This is a genomic window from Fimbriimonadaceae bacterium (assembly GCA_023957775.1).
Classification (GTDB): Bacteria; Armatimonadota; Fimbriimonadia; order Fimbriimonadales; family Fimbriimonadaceae; genus JAMLGR01.
Map to the genome: position 1 here is coordinate 69,609 of JAMLGR010000007.1, position 18,814 is coordinate 88,422.

General features: G+C 66.1%; 16 protein-coding genes. 7 read left to right on the plus strand and 9 right to left on the minus strand.

What is annotated here, in order from left to right; genetic code table 11:
* Window positions 1–23: 23 nt before the first annotated feature.
* Genes M9921_07675 through hutI form a run of 3 tightly spaced genes read left to right on the plus strand, consistent with a single transcriptional unit; the run spans window position 24 to window position 4,029 of the window.
* Window positions 24–1,106 (plus strand): M42 family metallopeptidase, encoded by a 1,083-nt coding sequence (locus M9921_07675; GenBank protein MCO5296720.1) that lies wholly within the window; start codon window positions 24–26, stop codon window positions 1,104–1,106.
* Between the two features lie 9 nt (window positions 1,107–1,115).
* The gene (hutU, locus tag M9921_07680; protein MCO5296721.1) at window positions 1,116–2,771 is read left to right on the plus strand and encodes a urocanate hydratase; all 1,656 of its coding nucleotides are present in this window, start codon (window positions 1,116–1,118) and stop codon (window positions 2,769–2,771) included.
* A 1-nt stretch (window position 2,772) separates the two neighbouring features.
* Window positions 2,773–4,029, plus strand: coding sequence for an imidazolonepropionase (gene hutI / locus M9921_07685; GenBank protein MCO5296722.1), 1,257 nt, complete (start codon window positions 2,773–2,775; stop codon window positions 4,027–4,029).
* On the opposite strand, the gene M9921_07690 is transcribed toward hutI, so the two are convergent.
* Window positions 4,026–4,850, minus strand: coding sequence for a hypothetical protein (locus tag M9921_07690; GenBank protein MCO5296723.1), 825 nt, complete (start codon window positions 4,848–4,850; stop codon window positions 4,026–4,028). The two genes, hutI and M9921_07690, sit on opposite strands and share 4 nt — an antisense overlap.
* An 88-nt stretch (window positions 4,851–4,938) precedes the next feature.
* Between M9921_07690 and M9921_07695 the strand changes: the two genes are divergently transcribed.
* A complete protein-coding gene (locus M9921_07695; protein ID MCO5296724.1) occupies window positions 4,939–8,406 on the plus strand; it encodes a hypothetical protein in 3,468 nt (1,155 codons plus the stop codon).
* Here the strand turns inward: M9921_07695 and M9921_07700 are convergent.
* From M9921_07700 to M9921_07720, 5 genes are all read right to left on the minus strand, one after another.
* Window positions 8,403–9,839 carry a DUF1501 domain-containing protein gene (locus tag M9921_07700; protein MCO5296725.1) on the minus strand — a complete coding sequence of 479 codons (1,437 nt, stop codon included), beginning with the start codon at window positions 9,837–9,839 and terminating at the stop codon, window positions 8,403–8,405. The two genes, M9921_07695 and M9921_07700, sit on opposite strands and share 4 nt — an antisense overlap.
* A 17-nt stretch (window positions 9,840–9,856) precedes the next feature.
* Window positions 9,857–10,759 (minus strand): hypothetical protein, encoded by a 903-nt coding sequence (locus M9921_07705; GenBank protein ID MCO5296726.1) that lies wholly within the window; start codon window positions 10,757–10,759, stop codon window positions 9,857–9,859.
* 4 nt (window positions 10,760–10,763) lie between these two features.
* The gene (locus tag M9921_07710; GenBank protein ID MCO5296727.1) at window positions 10,764–11,210 is read right to left on the minus strand and encodes a hypothetical protein; all 447 of its coding nucleotides are present in this window, start codon (window positions 11,208–11,210) and stop codon (window positions 10,764–10,766) included.
* Between the two features lie 116 nt (window positions 11,211–11,326).
* Complete coding sequence (locus M9921_07715) at window positions 11,327–13,591, minus strand: PSD1 and planctomycete cytochrome C domain-containing protein (protein ID MCO5296728.1); 2,265 nt, start codon at window positions 13,589–13,591, stop codon at window positions 11,327–11,329.
* Between the two features lie 23 nt (window positions 13,592–13,614).
* Entirely contained in the window at window positions 13,615–14,727 is a 1,113-nt protein-coding gene (locus tag M9921_07720) for a hypothetical protein (GenBank protein ID MCO5296729.1), read from the minus strand.
* A 68-nt stretch (window positions 14,728–14,795) separates the two neighbouring features.
* On the opposite strand from M9921_07720, the gene M9921_07725 reads away from it, so the two are divergent.
* Together M9921_07725 and M9921_07730 are read left to right on the plus strand one after the other, a co-directional pair.
* Window positions 14,796–15,611 carry a methyltransferase domain-containing protein gene (locus M9921_07725; protein MCO5296730.1) on the plus strand — a complete coding sequence of 272 codons (816 nt, stop codon included), beginning with the start codon at window positions 14,796–14,798 and terminating at the stop codon, window positions 15,609–15,611.
* Between the two features lie 21 nt (window positions 15,612–15,632).
* Entirely contained in the window at window positions 15,633–16,088 is a 456-nt protein-coding gene (locus M9921_07730; protein MCO5296731.1) for a gamma-glutamylcyclotransferase, read from the plus strand.
* Here the strand turns inward: M9921_07730 and M9921_07735 are convergent.
* The gene (locus M9921_07735) at window positions 16,085–16,327 is read right to left on the minus strand and encodes a hypothetical protein (GenBank protein ID MCO5296732.1); all 243 of its coding nucleotides are present in this window, start codon (window positions 16,325–16,327) and stop codon (window positions 16,085–16,087) included. The genes M9921_07730 and M9921_07735 overlap by 4 nt on opposite strands.
* 63 nt (window positions 16,328–16,390) lie before the next feature.
* Entirely contained in the window at window positions 16,391–16,636 is a 246-nt protein-coding gene (locus M9921_07740; protein ID MCO5296733.1) for a carboxymuconolactone decarboxylase family protein, read from the minus strand.
* Window positions 16,637–16,755: 119 nt separating this feature from the next.
* On the opposite strand from M9921_07740, the gene M9921_07745 reads away from it, so the two are divergent.
* Window positions 16,756–17,457, plus strand: a complete 702-nt coding sequence (locus M9921_07745) for a hypothetical protein (GenBank protein MCO5296734.1) — start codon at window positions 16,756–16,758, stop codon at window positions 17,455–17,457.
* Between the two features lie 48 nt (window positions 17,458–17,505).
* Here the strand turns inward: M9921_07745 and M9921_07750 are convergent, their stop codons facing one another.
* Window positions 17,506–18,801, minus strand: a complete 1,296-nt coding sequence (locus M9921_07750; protein ID MCO5296735.1) for a hypothetical protein — start codon at window positions 18,799–18,801, stop codon at window positions 17,506–17,508.
* Between the last annotated feature and the right edge of the window lie 13 nt (window positions 18,802–18,814).

The following is an 18,814-nucleotide window of genomic DNA, read 5'->3' on the forward strand; positions in this document are numbered from 1 at the left end:
CGGGAATCTGCCAACCTTAGAGTATGCGTGCCGAATCCCTTGAGTTTCTGAAGACCCTCGTCGACACCCCTTCGCCGTCCGGCTACGAAGAGCGGGCCGCGGAGGTCTACCGCACCTACACGCGACCCTTCGCCGACTCGGTGACGACCGATGTGCACGGAAGCGTGCACGCCGTGCTGAACCCCGACGCGAAGATGAGGGTCATGCTGGCCGGGCACATGGACGAGATCGGCTTCATCGTGCACTACATCAGCGACGAGGGGTTCCTCTTCTTCCAGGGCATCGGGGGGCATGACAGCGTCATTCCCGTCGGGCAGCGCGTGTGGGTGCACGGCAAGAAGCGGGTGCCGGGCGTCATCGGGCGCAAGGCGATCCACCTCATGGATCCCGAGGAGCGCAAGAAGAAGCCCGAGCTCTTCGACCTATGGATCGACATCGGCGCGGCCGATCGCGAGGAGGCAGAGTCGCTGGTGTCCCTTGGCGACGTGGCGACGTTCCAGTATGAGTTCCAGACGCTGCTGGGAGACCGCGCCACCGCTCGGGGCTTCGACAACAAAATGGGCTCGTTCATCGTGGCGGAGGCCCTGCGGCTGCTGAAAGAGGACGGCGGCTTGGACCCGGGCGTCGGTGTCTATGCCGTCGCGACCGTGCAGGAGGAGATCGGGTTGCGGGGTGCGAGAACCTCCGCGTTCCAGATCGGGGCCCAATCGGGGCTCGCGGTCGATGTCAATCACGCGGTGGACTACCCCGGAGTAACCAAGACGCGCTATGGGGCGCTCGATCTGGGCAAGGGGCCTTCGGTGATGCGGGGAGCGAACGCGAACCCCGTCGTCTTCCGCATGGTCGCGGATGCGGCCGCGCGCGAGAAGATCCCCTACCAGGTCGACGTGGCGCCCGGGGGCACCGGCACCGACGGCAACGCGATGCAGATCAACCAGGGCGGCATGGCCGTGGGCATCCTCGGCGTGCCTTTGCGGTACATGCACACGCCCTGCGAACTGTTGTCGCTGACGGACGTGGAGGATTGTGCGCGGCTGATGGCGGCTTACTGCCGGGCGGTGACTCCAAACACGGACTTCACGCCCAACCTTTCCGGCAACCAGTAAACTCGCTCCATGAGCACACGCACCGCGATCCGGGCGCCGCGTGGAACCGAACTCTCGTGCAAGGGTTGGCAACAAGAGGCGGCGCTCCGCATGCTGATGAACAACCTCGATCCCGAGGTCGCGGAGAAGCCGGAGGAGCTGATCGTGTACGGAGGAACGGGCCGTGCCGCTCGAAGCTGGGAAGCGTTCGACGCGATCGTGGCGTCCCTGCGCGCCCTCGAGGACGACGAGACCCTCATCGTCCAGTCGGGCAAACCCGTGGGCGTCTTCCAAACGCACCCTTACGCGCCCCGAGTCCTGATCGCCAATTCGAATCTCGTGGGCAAGTGGTCCAACTACGAGGAGTTCCACCGGCTCGAACAGCTCGGTCTGACCATGTACGGGCAGATGACCGCCGGCTCTTGGATCTACATCGGCAGCCAGGGCATCGTGCAGGGCACCTATGAGACCTTCATGGCCGCCGCGAACACCCACTTTGGCGGTTCGCTGAAGGGCAAGCTCGTCGTGAGCGGCGGCATGGGAGGCATGGGTGGCGCCCAGCCTTTGGCCGCCACCATGGCCGGCGCATGCTTTCTGGGGATCGACGTGGACGCTTTGCGCATCGAGAAGCGCTTGAAGAGCGGCTACTGCGATCGTGTCGCAAGCGATCTCGACGAGGCGCTCGAAGTGCTGGCCGAAGCCCAGGCCAAGGGCGAGGCGCTCTCGGTGGGGCTGGTGGGCAACTGCGCCGACGTCCTTCCCGAACTGGTGCGGCGCGGGGTCGTTCCAGACGTGCTGACGGACCAGACGAGCGCGCACGATCCCCTGGAGGGGTACGTGCCGCACGGAATGCCTCTGGCGGAAGCACTGGAGCTGAGGCGCACCGACCCGGCGGCGTACATTCGGAGGGCGAAGGCGTCGATGGGCGTTCACGTCCAAGCGATGCTCGAGCTCAAACGCCGCGGAGCGGTCACCTTCGATTACGGAAACAACATCCGCGCGTTCGCCCAGGAGGTGGGCGTATCGGACGCGTTCGAGATCAAGGGGTTCGTTCCCGAGTACATCCGGCCGCTCTTCTGCGTCGGCAAAGGGCCGTTTCGGTGGGCTGCGTTGTCGGGCGATCCGGAGGACATCGCACGGACCGACGCCTTGGCGCTCGAGCTGTTCCCCGAGGATCAGGTGCTGCGGCGCTGGATCGAGTTGGCCAGGGATCGGATTCGGTTCCAGGGTCTGCCGTGCCGGATCTGCTGGTTGGGGTACGGCGCGCGTGCGAAGTTCGGCTTGGCCATCAACGAGCTGGTGCGCAAAGGCGAGCTGAAGGCGCCGATCGTGATCGGGCGCGATCACCTCGACACCGGCAGCGTCGCGTCGCCCAACCGCGAGACGGAGGCGATGAAGGACGGCTCCGACGCCATTGCGGATTGGGCGCTGCTGAACGCGTTGGTGAACACCGCGGCGGGCGCGTCGTGGGTGTCGATCCACAACGGCGGCGGGGTGGGCATCGGCTACTCGCAGCACGCGGGCATGGTGGTCGTCGCCGACGGCACCGAAGCCATGGACCGTCGGCTCGAACGCGTGCTGACCACCGATCCCGGAATGGGGATCTTGCGCCATGCCGATGCCGGCTACGAATCGGCCCAGCAGTTCGCGCGCGAACACGGAGTGCGCGTGCCGATGATGCAGTGACATGGAAACGCCTCTGACGCGGACCGCGCTGCTGGGCGGCACCCTCGCGACATTGAGCGGTCCCGCCCGAGCGCGGACGGGCCCGGAGCTTGGCGAAGTCGAGGTGATCCCTGACGGCGGGGTGCTCTTCCGGGAAGGGCGCATCGCCGCGGTGGGGTCCCGCGATCAGATCGAAGCGCTCTTGGAGCCGGCAGACGCCACGGTCGAACTCGAGGGGCGCCTCGTGACGCCCGGCTTTGTGGACGCCCACACGCATGCCGTGTTCGCGGGCAACCGCGCGCACGAGTTCGAGGCCCTTTGCACCGGGTCGACCTATGCCGAGATCGCCGCGAAGGGAGGCGGCATCCGCTCGACCATGCGGGCGGTGAGGAACGCATCCGAAGAGGAGCTCATCCGCCAGAGCGCCCGGCACGTCCGGTGGATGATGGCCTCCGGCACGACGTGCGCGGAGATCAAATCCGGGTACGGGCTCGACTTGGAGTGCGAGTTTAAGATGCTGCGCGTTGCGGGCCGCTTGGCGGAGCACACCGGGTTGCGGCTTCGCCGAACGTTCCTGGGAGCCCACGCGGTTCCGCCAGAGTTCGAGGGCCGCCGGACGGCCTACCTCGACCACGTGTTGGAGGAGATGCTCCCCGCGGTGCGCACCCAGGGCCTGGCGGAGGCGGCCGACATGTTCGTCGAGGAGGGGTATTTCGACGCCCGGGATGCGGAGCGCTTGGCCGAGGCCTGCAGGCACCATGGGATGAGCCTGCGGCTCCACGTCGACCAGCTTCGAGACGGCGGCGGGGCCGCGCTCGCGGCACGATTGGGGGCGCGTACCGCGGACCACCTCGAGCACACGGGAGATTCGGGGATCCGGGCACTGGCGGCCGCCCACGTCTTCCCGGTGCTCCTTCCCGCTTCGGTGTTCGGGTTGCGCCTCGACCGCTACCCCAACGCGCGCGCGATGGCCGACGCGGGACTGCCCATCGTGCTCGCGACCGACTTCAACCCAGGTTCGGCGCCCAGTCCGTCGATGCCCTTTTCCATGGGTTTGGCTTGCCGGTTCATGGGCCTCACCGCCCGGGAGGCGCTCGTCGCAGCCACGATCAACCCCGCCCACGCGTTGGGCCTTTCAAAGGAAGTGGGCTCGCTGGATCCGGGCAAGCGGGCCGACGCCGTGGTTTGGGATCTCGATGCCGTCGAGGAGATTCCCTACTATCTGGGGGCGCCCGCGCTCCACTCGGTCTGGGTACAGGGTCGAAGCGCGCCCGTCTAGGAGAACCGGGCGCCGGCGAAGGCGAGCCCCCACGTCTCGGGCGCGAGGTACCTCAGATCCAAACCCCGGCCTCCAGGCCAAGTCGGAGACGGCGATGCCCCTCCACTCGCCCACGCGAATCCGGAGTAACCGCCGAACGAGGGAACCAAGCCCAGGTACGACCCGGAGTTGGCGAAGACGCGCCCGAAGATCGCGAGAATCTCCTCGAGGGAGTAGGGGCAGAACACGACGTTGTCCGCCTGGGTCACCAACAGCCCTCCCTCGGCGAGGGCCTCCCGGCAATCTTCGAAGAAAGTGTCGGTGAAGAGCCGCTCGCTCAACGCCCCGTCCTCGCCTTCGTAGACGTCTGTGGAGTCTGCGACGATGAGATCGTAACGCCGTCCGCAACGCTTCACGTACTCGAACGCGTCTGCGATGTGGACGTGGACCCGAGGGTCGTCGAACGCGCCGGCATGGAGCGACGGTAGGTGCTCGCGGCACGCCTCGATCACTCCTTCGTCGATCTCGACCATGTCCACACGCTCGATCGAGCCGTGTCGGCAGATCTCCCGCACCACGCCCCCGTCCCCGCCACCGATCACCAGCGCGGAGCGGGGATCGGCGAGTGAGAGCAGCGGCACCTGCACCAACGCCTCGTGGTAGGCGCGCTCGTCAAACTCCGTGAGCTGGATGTGCCCGTCCAGCAGAAGCACGCGTCCGAACACTTCGGTGTCCACGATCTCGATCTTCTGGAACTCGGTGGTGCGTTCGAACACGCGTTCCCGGAGCTTCACGGAGAAGGACAGCCGATCGCCGCGAATCGGGAACTCCAAGTGCGCCATGACGCGAGTTTACATGGGCCCATCGTCCCGGCGGGCGCGCACTTGCCGCCATGTTGCAACCGGCGCGAGGCTTCCCTATACTGGCCCCATGCTCGCGCTTGCTCTCATCCTCGCGACGTTCCATCCGGGAAACCTCGCGCCCGGCGTTTCCATGAGGCTTGAACGGACCGAAAGCACCCGGGTGACCTTCACGGTCCGCGATCGCGGCTCTTCGGCCGCCAGTGCCATCGACAGACAGACGATCGAATCGTTGCCGCAGATGGGGCGCTCCTTGCACGACTTCGTGCTCCGCGGAGTCTCCGAGGTGCAGCCGCAGGGATGGAGCGAGGCCAGCCAAATGCTGGGCGACAACACGACGGCGAAGATCGGCCTGGCGCATGCGATGAACCTCGCGGCCCGCGCCGCAAACGACCCCGTGCGCTACTCCGTGCCGGGCCGGTCGCTTCCTCCCGGCACCTTCCAGGAGCGCGACTACGGCCTTCGGGCGTTCGACCTCAACGTCGAAGGGTTGGGTGGGCCCATCGTGGTCGCCCGTTACTGGTTCCCCGAACGGCAGCCGCTGGCCGAGACGCCGGTGTACGGCTCGGGTTACCGGCTGCCCGACGGGAGCATGCGCAACTGGTCTTACCGGGGTGGGGGCTGGCGTTTGGAGACGCCGGACGGGACCTTCGAAACCGAGTCCACACCCCCCGCGCTCTCCGTCGATCGGACGGGGATCGATCTCAACGACGTCTCCTTTCGCATCCGAAACAACACCGACGACCCGGTTTCGGGAACGGTGTTGCCCGGCCAGGTGTTGGTGCCGAGCGATCCCCAAACCCAGCGGATGGTCACCACCAGAGGTACCGACTTCACGGTCCCAGGCAGCGGCGAGGTCCAACTCCAGATACCGGTTGCCTGCCTCGACATGGGCAAGAAGCAACCGAACGCCGAAACGGTCTTCCGCGCCGTACCCAACAACGACGCCGTGCTGGCGAACCTCGTGAACCTCACTCAGGACGCGGCCATCATTGGACCCTGGAACCAGGCGGCCTTCTGGATCCACACCGATGCCGCAAGCCTGGAGCAGATCAACGAGCACCTGGGACGCGGCATTTCGCCCCTCCAATACCAGCAGGCGGCGGCGCAGGTGGCGATGCACGGGGGGCTCGATCCCTTGGACGGGCGGTTCTCGCAGGTCTGGCAATCCTTGGGGGATCCGCGCTCGATCCTGACGGGCATGCAGGATGCCGCCGGCCAGACCAGCGTGTTCGCCGCGAGCCTGGGCTCGATGGAAGGTGCGGCGGCGCTGAAACAGGGCGCGCAGCAACTGTTCTCGCAGTTCGGCGGCGTGACGTTCACGCCCGCGCAGCGAGCCTCGCTCGCCAAGACGGTCGAGAGCCTCAACCAGAGCGGCGACGTGGACCTCCAAACGATCAGCCTACGCATCATTCGGGAGTTCCTGCGAGACAATCTGCCCTCGGAAGCCCAGGCGACCCTCGAGTTCGCGCGATGTTCGCCGGACGATTCGATTCGGAAGCTCGCCTGGGGCACCGTGGAACCGCCTCCGCCCTCCAGCCTTTTCGGATGGGTGACCTGTCTCAACATGGCCGAAGAGATCGTGGATCGCGCCGTTCGAGCCACCCGCGTGCCGGAGGAGCCCGCCGAGCCCGCCTTTTCGGCCTCCTTCCAGAAGGTGCCGGAATCCGTGGCGCCGGGGGACTCGGTCACCCTGTCCATCGCCACGCAAGAAGGTTCGCCGCTCGCGGTCTCCTACGGAGTCCGCACCGGGCCCGGCGAGGCGGTCCGGAACATCGCCAACGGAAAGGGCGCGTTCGAGCACTCCTGGACCGCAGACGTGCAGGCGCCGGCGGTCGTGCAGCTCACCGCCGAGGTCGTTTCGACCGAGGGGCAGATCGCTCGGACCACGGTCCCGGTCCACGTGCGCCCGACGATCGCCGCCAACGTGCGTTCCGAGATCGCCGACGCGCTCAGGCGGGCACGGGAGGCGAAGGCCAGAGAGGATCGCGCGCGGGCCGAGGCCGAACGGAAGCGGCAGGAGTACGAGCGGATCGTGAGCTCGGTGCGCGAGCACTGGGCCGAGTTGCAGGCACTGCAAGCCGCCGACCGGGACCTGCTGGACGGCTTGGAGGCCAAGTATCGGCAACCGATCGAGGACCTGATCAAACGCAATCAAGCGCTTACGGGCGGGAGTCCGGTGGTTGCCGGCAACGTGGACAAGGCGGCCGAGGACGCCAAGAAGGCGGCCGACGATTGCGACAAGGAGTTGGCCGAGCTGCGTCAGCAGAAGGCCGACGCCGAGAAGCAACGCGACGACCTGCGGAACAAGCTCAATCAGCTTCTCAACCAGATCAATGCGATCTATCAAGCCGCCGGGTTCACGGGCGGAAGCGGATTCCACAGCGACGGTACCGCTTGGTTCGGATGGGTGAACGAAGGTGCAGGCCTGCCGCGCCCCCAGGAACAGCAGGTGACCAACCTTCAGCAGCAGATGCGCGCCGCGAACCGCCAGATGCGCGCGGCCAACAAACGGATCGCGGACCTTGACGCGAAGATCAAAGCGAAGGAAGAGGAGTGCGCCAAGCTCAAGAAGCGCAACGAGGAGGCTCAGCAGGCCAAGGCCAACAAGGACGAGGCCGCCGCGAACGACGCGCAAATCGGGAAGGCGTGGGACGACATCGCCGGCAAGCTCGAAGGTGTCGGAGATCTGCTGGACGGGGTGGAGGGAGGATCGGGCCTGTCCGGCGACGCAAACCGGCTGCGCGGCTCGATGCCGACCGACCAGGCTGGTTGGGACCGCTTCTGGGAACAGTTGCGCGGTCTGGTGGAGCGAAAGAAGCGGCTCGAGGCCGAGCTTGAGCGGAAGATTCGGGACGAGCAGCAGCGGGGACGCGCCGCGCGCGACGCGCGCGACCAAGCCCAGGACGACGCGGACGACGCGGCGCGGGACGGGAGCACCGCCACGGCCGAGGCGGGAGCGCTGCAGCAGGAGGCCGAGCGCCAGAAGCAGGAGGCGGCCGCCGCCGGGACCCAACCGCCGCAGCCCACGGCACCCGTCGAAAACCCGTGCATGAAGAAGTTTGCCCAGTGGCTTGCCAAGTACCAGGACAAGATGTCGCAGTCCCAACTGGACAAGCTCAAAGAGATGATGAAGGGGGCCGCGGAGTCGGCGCAGGTGCCGGGAGTCGCGGTCGGCGACGCGATCGCCGGCGGCGCCAAAGCCTTGGCGTCGGGCGCGGGCAACGCCGCCGTCGGCCTGAACGCCCTGGCGAGCGGGTTTCTCTCGCTGGGTGCCGGACTGTTCTACGCGTACGCGCAGTCCGAGATCGCCCGTGCCCTCGGCCCCTTGGGATCGAAGATCCGGCTCGCCCGGATCGCAGGGTTGCTCCTGGGTTCGCGGGAGAAGTGTGGAGAGGTCGGCGAGGGAGGTGTGACCGGCCGCGGCTCCGAGAGCTTCTTCTACTTCCGTGTGGGCAACCAGCTCATCGTGTTCCGCGGCGGGGAGAGCGGGGTGGAGTTCGTGGGGGTCGGCCCGGCCGGCGCCCCGACCCGCTAGGCGAGAAGCTTCGTCACCACGTTGCCGTGCACGTCCGTGAGGCGGAAATCGCGGCCCTGGAACTTGTACGTCAGGCGCGTGTGGTCGATCCCCATGAGGTGGAGGATCGTCGCGTTCAGGTCGTGCACGTGCACGGCATCCTCGACAACGTTGTAGCCCAGCTCGTCGGTCGAACCCAGGGTGAAGCCTGGCTTCACGCCGCCTCCCGCCATCCAGAGCGAGTACGCCTGAGGGTGATGGTCGCGGCCGAGGAACTTGGAGCCGTCCCGCTCCTCGTTCATGGGCGTCCGCCCGAACTCGCCGCTCCAGATCACGAGCGTCTCGTCCAGCAGTCCCCGCTGTTTGAGGTCCTTCACCAGCGCGACCGCCGCCTGGTCGGTCTGCTTGCAGCGCAGGGGCAGCGAGTGCATGATGTCGTCGCCTTCGCTCGTGCCGTGGCTGTCCCAGCCCCAGTGATAGAGCTGCACGAATCGCGTCCCGCGCTCCACCAGGCGCCTTGCCAGCAGGCAGTTGTTGGCGAACGAAGCGGCGCCGGGCTCGGTGCCGTAGGCCGCGTGCGTCTCCGGACTCTCCTTCGAGATGTCCATCAGCTCCGGCACGCTCGACTGCATCCGGTACGCCAGCTCGTACTGGGCGATCCGCGTGGCGATCTCGGGATCGCCGACCGCGTCGAGGCGCAGCTTGTTGAGATCGCGCAGGGCGTCCAGCGACTGGCGCCGCGTGATCGGGTCGATGCCCGGCGGGTTCGACACGTAGAGCACCGGGTCGCCCTTCGAGCGAAACTCGACGCCCTGGTACGTGGTGGGGAGGAAGCCGCTTCCCCAGCACGACTTCCCGCCGTCGGGGTTGTTGGGCCCCGAGATCAGAACGACAAAACCAGGCAGGTCCCGATTCTCGCTGCCGAGGCCGTAGGTGAGCCATGAACCCATGCTCGGGCGCCCGGGAAGTTGGAAGCCCGTGTTCATGAACAGCTGCGCGGGAGCGTGGTTGAACTGGTCCGTCTGCATCGACCTGACGATCGCGATCTCGTCGGCGATCGTGTGGAGGTGGGGCAGGAGTTCGGAGATCATCTGGCCCGACTGGCCGCGGGGTTCGAACTTGTAGGGCGAGCCGAGGAGTTTGGGCGTGCCCTTGATGAACGCGAACCGTTCGCCGTGGATCAGCTCGTCGGGAACCGATTCTCCGTTGTGCTGCACGAGCATCGGCTTGGGATCGAACAGGTCGATCTGCGACGGGGCGCCCGCCATGAACAGGAAGATGATGTGCTTGGCTTTCGGAGCGAAATGGGGAGCGCGGGGCGCCAGCGGATTGTCGGGGCCCTGGGCGTAGCCGGACTCCGCGAGCAGGTTGGCAAGCGCGAACGTGCCGACCCCGTAACCGACCTTGCCAAAGAACTGCCGGCGGGTGATCTCGCGCAGGGCGTCCCGATCCATAGGGACAGTATACGGTGCTACTCGCCCTCCAACTCTTCGAGTGTGCGCGGCCAATCCTCCTTGAGCAGACGCGACAGGGCGCGATCCGCCAGGAGGCGGCCCTCGTTCTGGCAGACCGCACAGTAGTTGGTCTCGTTCTCCGCGTAGCGGATGCGCTGGATCGGCTTGCCGCACACGGGACACGGTTCCCCGAACTTCCCGTGAGTTGCGAATTCGGGCCGAAAGGCCGTGATCTCCCCGGGCCCGGGGAACTTCGTGTCGAACCTCGCGCACAGGCGTTCGATCCACAGTTCGAGCACGCTCCGCGCCGCAGCGTGGAGCCGAGCCACCTCCTCCGGCTTGAGCGATCGGGTCAGCCGCACGGGCGAGAGCCGGGCCGCGTGGAGGATCTCGTCGGAGTAGGCGTTGCCGATGCCATCGAAGCGAGCAGGGTTGGCCAAGGCGCGCTTCAGCGTGCGGTTCTCGGCGGTCAGCGCTTCTCGGAACGCGTCCAAGGGGGCCGACCGCACGTCCAAGCCTCCCCGGTCGTGTTCGAGCAACGCCTCTCTCCCCGCGACGAGATGGATCGACGCGCGCTTCTTGGGCGAGGCTTCGGTGAGTGTGAGGGTCCCGTTGGGAAAGTCGAACGCCGCCAACGCGATCTTCCCCATGGGCCGCGCACCCTCTTTGCGGGGGCCCCAGCGCAGACGTCCCGCGATCATGAGATGGATGACGAGGTGGAGGTCCCCCTCAAGGTGCAGCACCAAGCGCTTGCCGAGCCTGCCGACCTCCTCCACGCGCCGGTTCTCAGCCGCGGCCAGAGGGGGCACGACCGAGCGGACGACGAACGGGCTGTACGCGCGGGCCCGTTCGATCGGCTGGCCCACGATCCGGGAGGCCAGCGCGTGCCTGTACGCGAGGATATCCGGGAGTTCCGGCACCCTGCTAGTCCGTTTCTCCAACCAGGTAGATCATCAGCCCTGCCGCGGCGATATCGAGGATGCTCAAAGCGACGTACAGGAATCCGATCGGACCGAAGATCGCGACAGAGATGAGTGCACCGATGCCGCTTAAGACTCCCACGGCAATCTGCAGCCAACACAGGACATTGATGATGCCCCGTACCAACTCGATACGGAAAAGGAGCCCCAACCCGATTGCGACGTTGAGCCCGCCGATCACGACCATGAACCCGTCCACCTCCTTCAGGGCACCGAAAACGCCAAGGGCGCGAACAACGTCGAACGCACCGCTCAGAACCCAGTAGGTCGAGACAACATAGTAGGCAGGCCAGATCCACTTGGCAGGTCCGGGGTAGGGCTTGGAAACCTTGACCGGGCCGGGAGGGCGCGCGACCTTTGCGACGTCGGCTCCACAGAACTGGCACCGCACGATATTGTCTGACAACGTGTTGCGACACTGCGGGCATTGAAACACGACCGCACCTCCAGCCTTTCACTTCGTCGCCACAGTGAAGTACTCCTTCCCAACGTAGGGAGGATTTGGGGTTAGCTCCGGGTCATCGTCTCGTCGAGGTTGAGCAGCACGTTGCCCACGATCGTCCAAGCCGCCAGCTCGGGCGAATCGGCGAGCTTCGCCGCCTCGTCCGGGTGGTTTTGGAAGTACTGGGTTTGATCCCTCGCGACCTGCACCAGGCGCGCCACCTCGGCCTCCGAAGGCCGGCGCGAGGTGCCGAGGCGAAAACCGAGCCCCACCCTCTCCCGGAGCCCCGGAACCGCCAACATCCGCTTGGCGAGCGCCTTCGAGGCGTCGATGAAGAACGGGTCGTTGAGCGTCGCGAGGGCCTGAAGCGGCGTGTTGGTGCGGATGCGCCGGACCGTGCACGATTCGCGGCTCGTCGAGTCGAACGCAAGAAACATGGGGAAGGGCGCGGTGCGCTTCAGAAACGTGTAGACGCCTCGCCGATAGCGGTCAGGCCCCTCGCTGGTTTTCCACTGGTCGCCGCTGTAGGGGCTGTCCCAGATGCCGTCGGGCTGGTCGGGGAACACGCTCGGTCCTCCGATCTTGGGATTCAGCAGGCCCGACGCGGAAAGGGCGATGTCGCGCACCAGCTCGGCATCGACGCGGAATCGCGCGCCGCGCGCGAGCCATCGGTTGTCCGGGTCCTTCTCGTGGTCTTGGGCGGAGACGCCCGACGCCTGGCGGTAGGTGGCCGAGGTCACGATCTCGCGGAGCAAACCCTTGATCGACCACCCCCTCTGCATGAACTCGGTTGCGAGCCAGTCCAGGAGTTCGGGGTGCGTGGGCGGCGTCCCCTGGGTGCCAAAATTCTCGCTCGTTTCGACGATGCCTCGCCCGAAGACCATCTCCCACAGGCGGTTGACTTCGACGCGGGCGGTCAGTGGGTTCTTGTCGGAGGCGATCCACTCCGCCAGGCCGAGCCGGTTCGGCGGCGCGGTTGCGGGTATCGGCTGCAGGACGGCCAAGACCCCGGGCTCCACTTCCGCGCCCTTGCTAAGGAACTGCCCTCGAACCCGCATGAACGTCTGCACCGGCGCGGCCTTTTCGGCCATCACCAGGGTCGTCGGGCCATGGATGCCGGCGAGTTGTTTCTTCAGATCCTCAAGCTTCTTCTTCACCGCCTCCTCGGTTGGATTCGTCGCCTCCAGCTCCGCAATGGCATGGCGCAATTCGGCGCGTTTGGCCTCCACGGCGGCGTCCGGAAGCTCCAGCGTGGGCTCGTCCGCGCGGTCGAAGTAGGCGAGGATCGAATAGAACTCCTTCTGCGTGATCGGGTCGTACTTGTGGTCGTGGCACTGGGCGCATCCGATGGTGGTGCCCAGCCACACGCTGCCGGTGGTGCCGACGCGGTCCACGAGCGTGAGCCAACGCTGCTCCTCCTTGTCGACGCCCCCCTCCTCGTTCAGCATCGTGTTGCGGTGGAATCCGGTTGCGATGCGGGTTTCGAGGGTGGCGTTGGGCAGAAGATCGCCCGCCAGCTGCTCGATCGTGAACTCGTCGTAGGGTAGGTCGCGGTTGAACGCGTCGATGACCCAGTCGCGGTAGGGCCACATGGAGCGACGGGCGTCCTTTTCGTAGCCGTTCGAGTCGGCGTAGCGCGCCAGGTCCAGCCAGCCGATGGCCATCCGTTCGCCGAAGTGCGGGGAGGCAAGCAGCCGATCCACCGCGGCCTCGTAGGCTTGGTCGCTGGGGTCCGCGAGGAACGCGTCCATCTCCTCGAGCGTCGGCGGAAGGCCGGTGAGGTCGAGGCTTACGCGGCGCAGCAGGGTCTCGGGGTCCGCCGGGGGTGCGGGCCGAAGTCCGTGTTCGTTCATCTTCGCGAGGACGAATCGGTCGATCGGTCCGCGGATCCAAAGGTTGGACAACGCAGGCGGCTCCGGGCGAACCGGCGGCACGAAAGCCCAGTGCTTCGCGATTTCGCCGCTCCACACGGCGCCCTCTTCGATCCACTGGGCGATGCGGGCGATCTGCTCCGCCTTGAGCGGGGCAAACCCCATGGGCATCCGCGTCTTGCCCCCCTCTCCGCGCAGGCGTTGGAGGAGGAGACTCTTCGCCGCACTCTTCGGCACCACGACGGGGCCGCTCGCGCCACCCTTGGCGAGCCCCTCGGGAGTGTCGAGTCTCAGGCCTCCCATCTGCGCATCGGGCCCGTGGCACTGGAAGCAGCTTGCCTTGAAGATCGGCAAGATCTCCTTGGCGAACTCCACCTTCTGTTGCGGCTCGGGAGCCAAAACGGCTCCGAGCAACGGAAGGAGGCAAACGCCCGCCAGCCACCGGTTTCCAACGACCATGTTTCTAGGATACAAGGCTTCGATCAGTCTCGGTGCTCGATGGGAATCGCAAACCGCTTGGTCTCTTTCCGGTCGGGCCGATTCGGAGGTAGCTCGACGCGTATCGGGCCCGTGGGGCCAATCCGAATCGAATTTGGATCAAACGGCGTTTCGAACTGCGGCCCCGGCAATCCGGCCCCACCGCCCCTTGGCCGGATGGGGCCGGCATCCGAGGGCCAGTGGACCACCGCCGAGAGCCGCCTCAGCCCCAGGTCGGTCGGCTTCGGCGAAACCACCGCCGCCGTGCTGGGAGGGGAGTTCCACTCCATGGCTGTTTCCAAAACCTCGAGAGATAGAACCACCGAGCCAATCGAGGAAACGGTGTTGTACTGCGGTGGAATCCGCACGAGCCGACCCTGGCGGCTTCTCACTTCGGAACTCCGGACCACTCCCAAAGCGCCGACGCCACCCGTCACGCTCAAGACCCCACCGTCGAAAGTGAACTCGTCGGGGTCGTTCCGGAAGATTTGGATCTCGACCTCGATCTGGTTGGCATCGCCGGCATAGGGCGTGGCGATCGCGGCTCGGAGGGTGCCGGGACGGACCTTTGTCATCTCGGACCCATCCGCGGTCCCAAATCGCCGGTGTTCGGTCCGGATCGGGCGCAGCGAGATCGAATCGCTGGGACCCTTCTCGGAGTCGAACTCGATCACGATGTAGCTTGCTTCGGCCACCGCTCGAATGCCCGCGGTCGGCACCACGGCGAACGACTCGCGCATGTCGGGCAAAGTCCCTAGGTCCGTCGAAGCAACGATCTTGCCAAATTGGACGAGTTGCAGTTTCGCGCGCCCGGAAGGAGGCGGGTAGCCGGAGGAAACCCGAAACCGCACTTCCCCCGGGTGGATTTGCGCCCCGTGGACGACGTATTTTTGGCCCGCCTCGTCAACCACTCGAAGCGTGGGAGATCCCTCGCCGTAGAAATCGAACGCCTCCGGGAGTCGAGCCCTGCCCGTCCATGCGACCGCCGCCTGGCCCCGGCGGAGTTCCAAGACTTCCAGTCCGCGCCCGCCGGAAGCCTCGCCCGGCCAGCGCTGTGAGACCACCGCCCCACCCGCGAGCAGAAGACAACCTGCCAAGATCGCAACCGGATGTTTCATCGCACCGTGTGTCTAGAACGCGGCAAGTCGGATCGACGCCACCGAGAACTCATGGCACCCAACCGATTATGGGCGCACCGGCGCCGACGAGCGAGATGCGCCAAGTGACGGGCCTGCCGCCGCTCCGCAGCTTGCTAGATCCTCGCCCCTCCGGCTTGGCCGAAGCGAACCCCATCGTCGGCGCCGTGAACATCCCTGCCGGTGAACTGGAGGTCCGCCTCCACGAACTGCCCGCGCGGGGCGACGAGATCCGGGTGGCCACTGTCGGAACCCCTGCGCACGAGGCCGTCGCATGGCTGCAAAGAGGGGGCCGCCGAGCGTTTTTGGAGCACGAGTTCTCCCACGGGCCTGCGGAGTCGGGTCGACTGTGGAGCCCCAACGCGTTCCTCGAGGAGGTGTTGCCCGAACTTGGTGCGCCGGGACTTGCTTTCGACCTCGGCTGCGGGTCGGGGCGCGAAGCGGTCGCGCTCGCGGCTGCGGGATGGCGGGTGACGGCGCTCGACCGCCTGGAGGACGCCCTTGCCAAGGGGCGGGATCTGGAGCGTCGAACGCTCGGGGTGCAGGGAATCGACTGGGTGTGCGTCGATCTCGAGAGCCCGGCTTTCGAGATGGATCTCGCGGCAGATCTGATCACGAGCTTCTCCTACCTTCACCGACCGTTGTTGAGATGGGCTGCGGCTCAGATTCGACCTGGCGGCAGCGTGGTGGTGGAGACGTTCACCGAGGAGCATCGAAAGCGGTTTGGAAAGCCTCGCACCGAGGCGTTCGTGCTCGCCAAGGGCGAGCTGCCGACCCTTTTGCCGGGTCTCGAGGTGCTTCGATTCAGCGAAGGGTGGCGCGCCGACGGACGCCATACGGCGCGCTTGTGGGCACGGAAGCCCTAGGAGTGATACGCTGGTGGCATCGTGGTGTACTTCGCGTATGGCTCGAACATGGACCCCGTCCAAATGCATGAGCGCTGCCCCGGATCGGTGTTCCTCGGTATTGCGCGATGGCCGGGACGGCGGCTCTCCTTCACCCGATTTTCGAAGGCGCGCGGTTGCGCCGTTGCGGATCTGGTGAAGGACCCGGGCTCGACCGCCTGGGGGGTGCTTTGGGACGTGCCAGCCGACCATGTCAATTCCCTCGACCGCATCGAAGGGTATCGGGCGGGCCGGGAGCGCAACGCCTACGAACGAAGACGCGTCGAGGTGGAGACCGACGAGGGACCCCGTCTCGCCGCCGTCTATCTCGCGAAGGCGGAACCCGATCCGGGATTGCCCAACCGCGCGTACCTCGCCCATTTGATCGACGGAGCCGTGGCGCACGGACTGCCGGAGTCGTATGTCGCGATGCTCCGCGCGCTTCCCACCGTGGATTAGGGGCGTGGTCTCATCTCGGGTTCGAGGTCGACTCCGACCCCCTCGGCCACACGGTTGATGTAGTTGAAGTAGGCGACCACCTGGATCGTGTCCGAGATGGCGCGGTCGCTCCATCCCGCCGCGCGCAGCGCGTCCACGTCCCGCTGTCCCACCGAGGCCGGGGCGGCCGTGAGCTTCTCGGCGTAAGCGAGCAACGCCACTTCGGGTTCCGAAAGGGAAGCAGCCCTGTAGTTCTCGATCAGCTGATCGATCGCGGTGTCGTCGACGCCCTCCGACCGGAGGTCCTCGGCGTGGGCCTCGATTCAGTAGTGGCAGTGATTGACCGTCGAGACCACGACGGCGATCATCTCCCTCTGCGTCCGGGTCAGGGGCGAATCGCCGTGCATGATCTCGCCGTACAATCCGAGCGAGGCGTTGAGCTGCTTCGGCCCGAGGCTTCCGGCCACGACGATCCGATAGACCTTCCCGGCGCGAGCCCGCGCCCGTTCGTACAGTCTTGCCAGGAACCCCTCGGCCCGCGATTCGTCTACAAGATCAAGGTAGGCCATTCAGCAATCGTGAAGTGTACCGACCCCCTTGGGCGGTTGGTCCCACCGTCGCGACGCGCGATGCCATACTGGACGGTACACGCCAGCGGCAGCCGCTCGGCGAAAGGAGGAATCTTTCAATGACGAAAACACGAATTGCGATCGGTGTCGCCACGTTGGCCGCCGCGGTGCTCGCCAGCGCGTTGACGGCCGACTACACCCTGAACTACACACCGAAGGTCGGTACGGTCACCAAGTACAAGATGACCGGCAACTTCGACTTCGAGGGCCAGGAGATCATGTTCACTGCGAACGTGACGAACAAGGTGACGAAGGTCAATCCCGACGGCAGCTACACGATGGAGGAAGCCCAGACGGACGCCAAGGTCAGCTTCGGGGGTCAAGAGATGGAAGCCCCCGCAGGGTCTCCCAACATGACCACCTTCGATGCCGCCGGCCGCGTGTTGGACATCCAAGGGGACATGGTCGATGCCGGCGCCTACCGGACGGCCGCGATGTCCACGTTCTACAAGCCGAGCAAGGCCGTCAAGATCGGGGATTCCTGGACCGTGGACCTCAAGGCCGACGAGAAGCTTGGGACCGTGGAGTCGAAGGCGACGTACACCGTCGAGGCCGAAGAGCAGGTCGGGCAGTGGAAGACCGTCCGCATCTCGTACGAGGTGAAGGAAGTTTCGGGCAGCACGCCGGCGAGTTCGAGCGGCAAGATCTGGATCGATCCCAGCGATGGCGAGATGGTCAAGGTCGAGGGCGTCTGGAAAGACGTCCCGGTGCCTGGCGCCCCCGCTCCGATCACCGGTAAGGTCGTCGTCGCCCGCCAGTAAACCTTGTGGGGGAGTACGCGGACTTCATCCGCGCACTCCCCTCAGGGCTCAGTGTCGCTTCGCAGGTTCGAAGTACTGCATCCAGCGCAGCCGCTTGGCTTCGACCACGCGCTCCACGGCGATCCGGAATGCGGCTTGGCGGAGCGACGTCTTGTGGACTCGGGCCAGCTCCCACGTCTGCTCGAAGGCCCGGCTCATCAGTTCGCCCAGCTCGGCCTCCACGCGCGAGCGGCGCCAGTAGAAGCTGCCCAGGTTCTGGACCCACTCGAAGTAGGACACGATCACCCCTCCGGCGTTCGCGAGGATGTCGGGCACGACGGTCACGCCCTTCTCCCACAGCACGAGATCGCCGCCTGCCGTGATGGGGCTGTTGGCCCCCTCGGCGATCAGCTTGGCTTTCACGCGCGGCGCGTTCTCAACCGTGATCACGTTGTCGAGGGCGCAAGGCAGCAGGACGTCCACTTCCAGCTCGAGCAGCTCGGCGTTGGAAAGCGGCTCCGACTGCGGGAACTCGATCACGCTGCGCGTGTTCTTCCGGTGCTCGATGAGCTTGGGAATGTCCAGTCCGCGGGGGTCGTAGACCGCCCCGAACGCATCGCTGGCGGCGACGATCCGCAAGCCCCTCTCGTGGAGCAGCAGCGCGGCGAAAGAGCCCACGTTCCCGAAACCTTGCACGGCGCACGTGGTGCCTTCGGGCAACATGTCGAGCTTGGCCATCGCAGCCAACGTGGCGATCATGACGCCGCGTCCCGTCGCGTCTTCGCGTCCCACCGAGCCGCCCAACGCCACAGGCTTGCCGGTCACGATGCCGGGCTCGTGTCCGTTCAGAATCGCGTACTCGTCGAGGAACCAGGCCATGACGCGCGCGTCGGTGTTGACATCGGGGGCGGGAATGTCGGTGTGGGGGCCGATGACGCTACCCAAACGGCGCACGAACTGTCGGGTCATCCGCTGGATCTCGCCGTCGGACATCTGGGTCGGGTCGCATTCGATGCCTCCCTTGCCTCCCCCGAAAGGAATATCCACCAGCGAGGTTTTCCACGTCATCAACGCGGCGAGCGCCCGGACCTCGTCCTGGTTGACCGTGGGATGGTAACGGATGCCGCCCTTGAACGGGCCCCGCGTGTTGTCGTGCTGGCATCGAAAGCCGGTGAACACTTCCCACTTCCCGGTGTCCATCAAGATTGGAAGTTCGACCCGGACCTCCCGGTGAAGGGTGGTGATGATCTTCTTCTCGTAGTCGGTGAGACCCGCCTGGTCGGAGGCCGTGAGAACGTGGTGGTTGACCGCTTCGTAGGTGGAGAGTTTGTCGAGATCGGCGGCGAGACTTTTCGTTTGTAACATCGTTGTTTTGGGG

What these genes read in the sequence shown, in the direction of transcription:
- hutI (MCO5296722.1), top strand. Translation starts at nt 2,773, where the DNA reads ATGGAAACGCCTCTGACGCGGACCGCGCTGCTGGGCGGCACCCTCGCG.
- M9921_07690 (MCO5296723.1), bottom strand. Translation starts at nt 4,850, where the DNA reads ATGGCGCACTTGGAGTTCCCGATTCGCGGCGATCGGCTGTCCTTCTCC.
- M9921_07695 (MCO5296724.1), top strand. Translation starts at nt 4,939, where the DNA reads ATGCTCGCGCTTGCTCTCATCCTCGCGACGTTCCATCCGGGAAACCTC.
- M9921_07750 (MCO5296735.1), bottom strand. Translation starts at nt 18,801, where the DNA reads ATGTTACAAACGAAAAGTCTCGCCGCCGATCTCGACAAACTCTCCACC.
- M9921_07715 (MCO5296728.1), bottom strand. Translation starts at nt 13,591, where the DNA reads ATGGTCGTTGGAAACCGGTGGCTGGCGGGCGTTTGCCTCCTTCCGTTG.
- M9921_07745 (MCO5296734.1), top strand. Translation starts at nt 16,756, where the DNA reads ATGACGAAAACACGAATTGCGATCGGTGTCGCCACGTTGGCCGCCGCG.
- M9921_07700 (MCO5296725.1), bottom strand. Translation starts at nt 9,839, where the DNA reads ATGGATCGGGACGCCCTGCGCGAGATCACCCGCCGGCAGTTCTTTGGC.
- M9921_07740 (MCO5296733.1), bottom strand. Translation starts at nt 16,636, where the DNA reads ATGGCCTACCTTGATCTTGTAGACGAATCGCGGGCCGAGGGGTTCCTG.
- M9921_07725 (MCO5296730.1), top strand. Translation starts at nt 14,796, where the DNA reads ATGGGCGCACCGGCGCCGACGAGCGAGATGCGCCAAGTGACGGGCCTG.
- hutU (MCO5296721.1), top strand. Translation starts at nt 1,116, where the DNA reads ATGAGCACACGCACCGCGATCCGGGCGCCGCGTGGAACCGAACTCTCG.
- M9921_07675 (MCO5296720.1), top strand. Translation starts at nt 24, where the DNA reads ATGCGTGCCGAATCCCTTGAGTTTCTGAAGACCCTCGTCGACACCCCT.
- M9921_07720 (MCO5296729.1), bottom strand. Translation starts at nt 14,727, where the DNA reads ATGAAACATCCGGTTGCGATCTTGGCAGGTTGTCTTCTGCTCGCGGGT.